The organism is Pseudomonas sp. P97.38 (assembly GCF_001269745.1).
GTDB classification, from domain to species: domain Bacteria; phylum Pseudomonadota; class Gammaproteobacteria; order Pseudomonadales; family Pseudomonadaceae; genus Aquipseudomonas; species Aquipseudomonas chlororaphis_E.
The window spans coordinates 1-9,110 of the sequence record NZ_LHVJ01000033.1 but is presented as its reverse complement, the minus strand read 5'-3'; the positions used below and the strand labels follow the sequence as shown (position 1 = coordinate 9,110).

The window sequence follows — 9,110 nt, the reverse complement described above, 5'->3', positions numbered from 1 at the left end:
CTACACCGCTTCCGCGAGCAAGCCCGCTTGTGTCTGAGTAAGGGAATAAACTCTGGGGTGAGAGGGGTAGATGGCAAGCTGTGAGTCCGCGGTGCTTGAAGCACGAGTGGGAGCAAAGCTGCCATCTACCTTTCTACTCTGGCCCATAAGCCCGAACAGTTGTACGAGCGGCACTCGAATCACAAGCGTGGGCAAAGCCAGAGCACTCTCATTTCTGAGTGTAAGAGGGTTTTGCCATGATTTCCTGGGTCGGTATCGATATATCCAAATCAAATCTCGTCGTTTGGGTTCGACCACAGAACCAAGGCTATGAGGTCCCCAATACGTCTGAGGGTTTTGCACAGCTGGTCGAACAGCTAAGCCAATACACGATTGGCCGGGTGTTACTGGAAGCCACGGGCGGCTATGAACGAAAGGTTATGGCAGCACTGCAGGAGGCAGGTTTCAATGTGCTCAGGATCAACCCTCGCCGGGCTAGAGCCTTCGCCGTAGCTATGGGCAAGAATGCCAAGACCGACCCCATCGATGCGGCTGTTCTTGCCGATTTTGCCGAAGCTCTGCATGCGTCTCACGAAAAGCCCATTTCACCTGAGCGTGAAGCACTGCGGGAGCTGATTCAGCTGCGCGAACACTTCGTCCAGCAACGAGATGACAACAAGCGCCGACTACAGCAGGCTCAGCTTCCGGCGGTTATCGAGGTGATCAAAGATCATATTCGCTACCTGCAAATCCAAATCAAGCAGTTTGGCAAAGCCATTAATCAAAGCATGCGTAAGCTGGATGCGGAGAAAGCCGACCGACTCACATCAGTTAAAGGGATCGGCACTGTGGCGACTGCTAGTTTGTTGGTTTACCTGCCTGAGCTCGGTGAGCTTGATCGCAGAGAGATCGCGGCCCTGGCGGGAATCGCCCCCTACAACGACGACAGTGGCAATCACAGCGGCAAACGTCAGATTTACGGAGGAAGAGCGCGGGTCAGACGTGCGCTTTATATGTCGTGCTGGGTTGTCATCCGCTATCACGCCGACTTCAAGGCCCGGTACGAAGCACTTCGAGGGCGAGGCAAGAGCGCGAAAGTCGCGCTCATCGCCTGCATGCGAATATTGCTAATCAGACTGAATGCCATGCTTCGAGACGGCACTGAATGGCGGTGACGGGTGGCAGAGGTAAGACAGTTGCTCCCACAGGGATCCTGCTTGCCGCAAATACCGCAGCCACCACAAAAACAATTGTGGGAGCGGGCTTGCCCGCGAAAACGATGTGTCAGCCGCTGCATAGTTGGCTGACCTGACGCCTTCGCGGGCAAGCCCGCTCCCACAGGGATCCTGCTTGCCACAAATACCGCAGCCACCACAAAAACAATTGTGGGAGCGGGCTTGCCCGCGAAGGCGGTGTGTCAGCCAACTAAAATGTTGCTGTCATACCGCTTTCGCGAGCGAGCCCGCACACACATTGAGGTTTTGGGGAAGGGTCAGAAGTCGCGCTTGTAGAAGATGTCCAGGGAGCTGGCGACCCCACTGGCAGCTTCGAGGTAGACCTTCTTGCTGAGCTTGTAGCGCAAGGCGATGGTGTTGGCCGGTTCGAACACGCCGACGCCGTAGCGCAGGCTGAGTTTTTCCGACAGGTTGCCGCTGGCGACCACACTGGTGGTATCGCCGCTACCCTGAGTGTCGAGTTGGAAATCACTGATGCCCAGGTTGTTGGCCAGGCTGGTGGTCACCCCGGCGCTGCCCATCAGGCCCAGGCCCAGCGCCGCTTGGGCGAGCATGTTGTTGTCCTCGCCCGTGGTGCTCAGCGGCCGCCCCAGCACCAGGTAGGACAGCGCCTGCTCCTGGCTCATGGCCGGTTCCGAGAAGATCTGCGTGGTCGGTTGCTCGGCGCTGCCGCTCAAGCGGATACCGGCGATCACGTCGTCGGTCTGGCGGATCGCCTCGATGTCCAGGTAAGGCTGGTCGATAGGCCCGGCGAACAGCAGCCGCGCACGCCGGACCGTCAGCCGTTGCCCATAGGCCCGGTAGCGACCGTCGTTGAGCCAGAGTTCGCCGCGGGTGTCCATGTTGTCGCCGATGTGCACCTGGCCCTGGACGTTGGCGGTCAGGCCGAAGCCTGTAAACGCGAGCTTGTCCTGGCCGACAATCACGTCGATGTCCATCGCCATGGCCATCGGCGGCTTGCCCTCCTCGGTCTGGTGTCCAACGATCACCGTGTCGTCCGAGACCTTGACAGTGGAAGGTGGCAATTCGCGAATGGTGATCTCGCCCTTGGGCACCAGGACCTTGCCGGCAATGGCCAGCCGTTCGCCCTGCAGGGTGATGTCAAGGTCCGGCGCCACGTCCAGCACTGCGTAAGGCTCCACCGTGACCGGCAAATGCGAGCCCTTGAGCGCCAGGTTCATGCTCAAGGCCTCGCCCCAGCCGATGTCCCCGCTCAGGCTGCCCTGCCCGTCCTTGCCGCTTTTCCAGTCGCCGTTGAGCCGCATTGTGTCGCCGGCGATCATCGCGCGCACCTGCAGGGCTTCGAGGCTGACCGGCAGTTGAGGCCCGGACACTTCGCCGTCGCTGAGCACCAGGTTGCCGTTGACCTGGGGCGCCAGCAAGCCACCGGACAAGGTTCCGCTGCCGTTCAGGTGGCCGGTGAGGGTTTGCACCATCGGCACGAATGGCCGGGCCACGGACAGGTCCAGGCCGGTCAGGCGGAACGAACCGCTGAGGGGTTTGCTGGCCGGCAACGGGTTGATTTGCGCCTGGAGCATCAGCTCACCGAGCCGGGCGCCGACGAAATTCAGTTGGGTGTCGATGCGCTTGGGGGTCAGGCGGCTGTCCAGGGTCAGGGTCTGGTAGGGGAAGTCCAGCCACGGCGCCTGCTCGTGTTCCTTGTCGCGGATGCGCAACGTGCCGCCACTGGCGTCCACCAGGATCCGCCCGTTCGGGCCGCTGGCCGGCAGGTCCAGTTGCAGGTCGGCATTGAGCTGGCCCTTCCAGGCGAAATCCTTGGGCATCCACTGGGCCAGGCTTTCGATGGGGAACTGCTTGAGGTGATAGCGCAGCTTCGGCTCCGGCATCAGCCGCTGGTCTTCACCACACAGGCTGGCCTGGCCGGAGCGCCAGCAATGGGCGCCCACGTTGAGCGTACCGTTGGCCAGGCGCTCCAGTTTCGCCGGGGCTTGCAGGCGCCAGGCCTGGCCGCCGGCCTGAACGTCGCCGCTGGCCAGGCGCCCGCGCCAGTTGCCCTGGTCGAGCCGGCCATCCAGCGCCAATGTCGTGTCGAGCTGTGGCCCCTGCAAGTCCAGGGCGAGTGTCTGTTGCTTGATATCACCCTGCCCGCTGACGGTCAGCACACCCAGTGCCGTGTCGCCGGCGCGAATGCCACTGGCCTTGAGGTCGACCTTGCCTCGCTGCGCTTTGTCCAGGGTTGCGTCCAGGCTCAGGCGTTGCAGATGGTTGTCCTGGAACGCCAGTTGGGTGCCTTGCAGGCCGAGCTTGCCTTGAGGGGCCTTGAGTGTCCCGGCGACGTCGACACGCCCCATGACCTGGCCGCGCAATTGCGGCCAGAGCTGGGCCAGGCGCGCGAGCTTGATGTCGATCTGGCCGGTGAGCGTCTGTTGCAGGCTGGCGCTGCCGTTGATGCGGTTGTCCCCCAGGCGGATGTCCAGCGCGCTGAGGTTCCATTGTTCGCCGGCGCCGCTGGCCCGGGCCTGGAACAGCGCCGGTTGACCGCGCAGCTTGCCCTTGAGGTCCAGGTCCGCGTCGAGGTTGAGGGTGCCGTTGTTGATCGACCCCTTGCTGCGCAATGGCCCCGCCAGGGTGCCGGGCAATTCGCCGAGCCAGTACGCCGGGTTGATGGCCGACAATGCCAGGGCCGTGTCCCAGGCAACGCCCTCGGCAAATTGCAGGTCCAGGTGGCCTTCGGCCTTGCCCTGGCCGGCGGTGAGTTCAAGTTGCGGCAAATGGATCTGGGTCAGGTCGCCGCTGAACGGGCTGCCCAGGCTGAAGGCGCCGGCGGGCCCATCCAATGCGGCCTGGAAATGGCCGAGGTAGTTGCCATCGGTGTACGAGACTTCGCCGTCGAAGCGGCGCACGCTCACTTGTGGCTCATCGATCAGCGGGTAAAGCCGATGCCAGGGGAAATCCAGCCAGGCGACCTTGGCGTCGGCGCTCAGGCCCTCGCGCCAGTCCACCTGGCCGCTGAGCTTGAGGCTCTGCTGCTCGCCAGCGTCCAGGTCCAGGGCGGCGATCTGTGCGCCTTTGGCGTCCACCTTGCCTTGCAGCAGCAACGCCACGGGGCCTTTCTCGGCCGGCAGGGTCGCCTTGCCGAGCAGTTGGTAACCGGTGTCGAGGTCGCCCTCGCCGGTCAACTCGAGCTGATTGAGCACCAGGGTGTCCGGCAGGTCGGCGCTGGCCTTGAAGCCGTCGGCGGTGATGCGCACCTTGGCCGGCAGGTGGTCAGCCAAGGGTTGCAGCTCGCCCACCAGACGGCCTTGCAGGTAACCGCGGCTGTCAGCGCTGAGGTTGAGCGTCTTGAGCAGGTCGCCATCGACGTTCAAGTCCAGGGTCCAGGGGTCGTCCCCCGGTGCGGGCAGCGTCAACTGGCCGGCGGCCTTCAGCGGCCAGTCCGCGCCGGGCTTCAGCAGGCCGGAAAGCTGTAGGCTCAGTGCGTCGCGTTGCAATTGCAGCGAATCGATCTGCAAGCCCTCGGCCGTCCAGTGGGCCGCCAATTGCAAGCCCTTGAGCTGCTCGCTGCCATTGAACAGCAGGCGAGCGACCTGCACCTCGCCCAGTTCGAGGGCCACCGGCAAGTCCAGGTCGGGCAAGCTGACCGGACCGCTGCTCGGCTCATCGACGGCAGGCGGAAATTGCAGGCTGACCTGATCGGCCTTGAGCCGTTCGATGCACAAGGTCAGACGGGTCAGGCACAGCGGCGACCAGGCGAAGATCAGCCCATAGATTTCTACCCGACTGCTGTCCTGTTGCCACAGCAGATGATCGGCGCTCCATTGCCCGCCAAGGCGCCCCTGGAAATTGTCCACGCTCAGCCCGGGCACCAGGCCAAGGGCCCAGCGACTGCCGAATGCGCTGCCCAGGATAAGGCCCAGCGCCAATACCACCACGGCCAGCAGCGTACCCAGTGCCAGCAGCGTTACCTTCAAACCACGACTCACAATTCGGGCCCCATGGAAAAGTGCAAACGAACGCCGCCCTCATCGTCTAGCGCATGGGCCAGGTCGAGGCGGATCGGGCCCACCGGCGACACCCAGCGCACACCGATACCCACGCCGGTCTTGAGGCTTGGCAATTCAAGATTGTTGAACGAATTGCCCTGGTCGACGAAGGTCGCCACCCGCCATTTCTCTGCGACCGAATACTGGTATTCGAGACTGCCGGCCACCATGTAGCGGCCGCCGATGCGATCGCCCTCGGCGTTCTCCGGCGACAGGCTCTGGTAGTCGTAGCCACGCACGCTCTGGTCGCCGCCGGCAAAAAAGCGCAGGGACGGCGGGATGGATTTGTAGCCATTGGTGGCGCTGCCCCCGACCTGGGCGCGGGCCAGCAGGCGGTGTTTGTCGAACACGGTGGTCAGGCCCTTGACCATGGCGGTGCCGTAGACGAGGTTGTTGTCCGAACCCAGCCCTTCCTTGGCGACCTTGGTGTCGAACTGCAAGCGGTAGCCGTTGTGCGGGTCGATGCGGTTGTCGCTGCGCAGGTAGGAATAGCTGACGCCCGGCATCAGCAACGTGCTCAAGCCCGAATCGTCGCCGAGGCGGTATTCCTCGCGCTGCCATTTGAGCGACACCACCCGTTGCCAGCCGCTGGGCAACTTGCTGTGCCATTCCGGGCCGACGGTCAGCAGCTTGCTGAGGGTGTCGGTGCCGGCCAACTCTTCGTACTGGTAGCCGCCGGCGTAGCGCAGCTTGTCGGTCAGCGGTGGGTCCAACGGCACGTCGTACCACAGGCCGACGTTCTGTCGGGGCGCCGAGACTTCGGCCTCCCAGCCATAACTGTGGCCCTGGGGGTTGACCCAGTGGCGCGTCCAGTTGGCCTTGGCCCGCGGGCCGACGTCGGTGGAAAATCCCAGGCCCAAGCCCATGGTACGGGGCTTGCGGGTGTCGAGCTTGACCGCCACCGGGATCACGTTATCGGTGGCCGCGGTCGGCGCCGCGTCGACCCGCACGCCTTCGAAGTAGCCGCTCGACTGCAAGGCCTGGTTGAGCTCGGCAATGAGTTCGGAGTCGTAGGGGGTGCCCGCCTTGAACGGCACCATGCGCCGCAGCAGGTCTTCGTCGAACGGCGTATCGCCCTCGAAATTCACCGGGCCCAAGGCGTAGCGCGGGCCGCTGTCGTAGATCAACTCGATGTCGGCGATACCGGCCTGGGGGTCCACGGACAGTTGCTGGCGAGTGAATCGCCCACTGAAAAAACCGTAGCGCGAGGCCTGGTTCTGGATCAGTCGCTTGGCGTCTTCGTAACGGCCGTGGTTGAGCACCGCACCGGGCTTGAGGCCGGGATCGTCCGGCAGGCGAAACGCCTTGAGGGACGCCGCCGGGCCCTCGACGCGCAGGGTCACGTTGCGCAGATGCACCGGTTCGCCCGGGTCAATGCTCAGGACCAGGCGCGGGTCCTTGCCGCCCTTGACCTCGCTGTCGATCTGCGGCTGGTAGTAGCCCAGCGCCTGGGCAGCCTTGCGGGCCTGCTCTTCGGCGCCGCGGCTGAAGCGCAACAACGCCTCTTCATCGCGATCGCCCACCCCGCCGATGTAACCTTCTACGTTGGCCTTGAGTGCGTCGTTGGCCGGCTTGACCCGTACCTCCAGTTCACTGTTCGCCAGCGCCGCGCAGCTGAGGGACAGCATGAGCACGCCGCTGGTCATTCTTCCTGAAACATTCATGGCGCGGATGCTATCACGGGCTTGGGAGCCTGATAGAGCCAGACTCGTCCTAAAAGTTCGTCCGATCAGGCCGTTGCGCTATGCAGGACCTGCGGATTAGCGTGGAAAAACACGTGTTCGCGGATCGGTCCTACAGCAATCTCGCCGATTTCCTCGTAGCCCTGGCGCTTATAAAAATCCAGGTAACGGGGGTTGCCGGTGTCCAGCACAACGCCTTGGGAATGCTCATCCACCGCGCACCAGTTGTGCACGGCCGTGAGTAATTGCTCGCCATAATGCTGGCCTTGGAACTGTGGGTGAATGCCCAGCAACGGCAACACATGAACCGCGTCCGACGGCAGGCAGGCCGTGACCGCCGCGTGGTACTCCAGGTAGCGCCGGGTGCAGCGAAACCCCGTGCTCAACACCATGCGCAACCGCCATGCCCAACTTTCGGTGATGCCCAGGCGCCGCTGTGGCGGGGCGATCAAGGCGATGCCGATGAGCCGGTCATTGACCAGCAGGCCGATGGCCGGCAAGTCCTGGAGAAAATGCTGCTTCACCAACTCCCGCACCGTGGCCCGCACTCGCTGCTCGTAGCCGGGACGCTCGGATTCGAACAGGAAGCTGAAGGTCGGCTCATGGCGATAGGCCTGGTACAGCAACGAACGGGCTTCGCGGGAATAACCGCTGTCGAGCATATGGATGTCGGCGAGGGCGGTGGCGGTTTCAGGCATGGTGACGGATCTCCTGGGCGGGCTCGGTGAGGCCCTGCTCTTATTGACTACGAACCCGGCAGGGCTGTGATCGTTCCTACAAGCAAAGGACATTAGCAGCGCATTTGTCCTACTGCCACGCTGGCCCCCTTCCGACATGTCAGCTAGCATCGCAGTTTTGCCAGGACTGCCGACCATGAAGATCGTCTCCTTCAACATCAACGGGCTGCGCGCCCGTCCCCATCAGCTGGCGGCGCTGATCGACAAGCACCAGCCGGACGTGATCGGACTGCAGGAAACCAAGGTCCACGACGAGCAGTTCCCGCTGGCCGAGATCCAGGCCCTGGGTTACCACGTGCACTACCACGGGCAAAAGGGCCACTACGGCGTCGCCCTGCTCTCCCGCCAGCCGCCACTGAGCCTGCACAAGGGTTTCGAAAGCGACGACGAAGACGCCCAGCGGCGCTTCATCTGGGGCACCTTCGCCGATGCCAACGGTGTGCCGGTGACGATCATGAACGGCTATTTCCCTCAAGGTGAAAGCCGCGACCACCCGACCAAATTCCCGGCCAAGGAACGGTTCTACAACGACTTGCAGCAGTTGCTGGAAAGCCGCTTCAGCAACGATCAGCCGGTGGTGGTGATGGGCGACGTGAACATCTCCCCGCAAGACTGCGACATCGGCATCGGTCCGGACAATATGAAGCGCTGGCTGAAAACCGGTAAATGCAGCTTCCTGCCGGAAGAACGCGAGTGGATGGCCCGCCTGAAGAACTGGGGCCTGGTGGACAGCTTCCGCCACCTGAACCCGGACGTCTGCGACCGCTTCAGCTGGTTCGACTACCGCAGCCGCGGCTTCGAAGACGAACCCAAGCGCGGCCTGCGCATCGACCTGATCCTCACCTCCCAGGGGCTGCTGCACCGGGTCAAGGATGCCGGCGTCGACTACGAGCTGCGGGGCATGGAAAAGCCGTCGGACCATGCGCCGATCTGGCTGCAACTGAGCTGATCGCGACCACAGGTACCGAGCCACCACTGGGTTTGGGTTTGGGTTTGGGTTTGGGTTTGGGTTTGGGTTTGGGTTTGGGTTTGCCTTGAGTCTTTGATCGCCACAAAACCCATTGTGGGAGCGGGCTTGCCCGCGAAGGCGCCGGGTCAGTCGATGGCGATGCTGGCTGTGCGGCCGCTTTCTCGGGCAAGCCCGCTCCCACAGTTTTTTGAGTTTGCCTTGAGTCTTTGATCGCCACAGAACCCCTTGTGGGAGCGGGCTTGCCCGCGAAGGCGCCGGGTCAGTCGATGGCGATGTTGGCTGTGCGGCCGCTTTCGCGGGCAAGCCCGCTCCCACAGGTTTTTTTGGTTTGCCTTGAGTCTTTGATCGCCACAAAACCCATTGTGGGAGCGGGCTTGCCCGCGAAGGCGCCGGGTCAGTCGATGGCGATGTTGGCTGTGCGGCCGCTTTCGCGGGCAAGCCCGCTCCCACAGTTTTTTGAGTTTGCCTTGAGTCTTTGATCGCCACAGAACCCCTTGTGGGAG

General features: G+C 63.2%; 5 protein-coding genes. 2 read left to right on the top strand and 3 right to left on the bottom strand.

Annotated elements, in window-relative coordinates; all coding sequences use genetic code 11:
• The first annotated feature begins 236 nt into the window (after positions 1-236).
• Positions 237-1,154 carry an IS110 family transposase gene (locus AD664_RS26025; RefSeq protein WP_053143539.1) on the top strand — a complete coding sequence of 306 codons (918 nt, stop codon included), beginning with the start codon at positions 237-239 and terminating at the stop codon, positions 1,152-1,154.
• Between the two features lie 317 nt (positions 1,155-1,471).
• Here the strand turns inward: AD664_RS26025 and AD664_RS26020 are convergent, their stop codons facing one another.
• The 3 genes from AD664_RS26020 to AD664_RS26010 all read right to left on the bottom strand — a co-directional run bounded on the left by AD664_RS26020 (position 1,472) and on the right by AD664_RS26010 (position 7,598).
• A complete protein-coding gene (locus AD664_RS26020; RefSeq protein ID WP_053151361.1) occupies positions 1,472-5,158 on the bottom strand; it encodes a translocation/assembly module TamB domain-containing protein in 3,687 nt (1,228 codons plus the stop codon).
• Positions 5,155-6,882 (bottom strand): autotransporter assembly complex family protein, encoded by a 1,728-nt coding sequence (locus AD664_RS26015; protein ID WP_053151359.1) that lies wholly within the window; start codon positions 6,880-6,882, stop codon positions 5,155-5,157. The genes AD664_RS26020 and AD664_RS26015 overlap by 4 nt, the downstream gene beginning before the upstream one ends.
• A 65-nt stretch (positions 6,883-6,947) precedes the next feature.
• Positions 6,948-7,598, bottom strand: a complete 651-nt coding sequence (locus AD664_RS26010; RefSeq protein WP_042732807.1) for an N-acetyltransferase — start codon at positions 7,596-7,598, stop codon at positions 6,948-6,950.
• A 175-nt stretch (positions 7,599-7,773) separates the two neighbouring features.
• On the opposite strand from AD664_RS26010, the gene xthA reads away from it, so the two are divergent.
• Positions 7,774-8,586, top strand: a complete 813-nt coding sequence (gene xthA, locus AD664_RS26005; protein ID WP_053151357.1) for an exodeoxyribonuclease III — start codon at positions 7,774-7,776, stop codon at positions 8,584-8,586.
• Positions 8,587-9,110 lie beyond the last annotated feature (524 nt).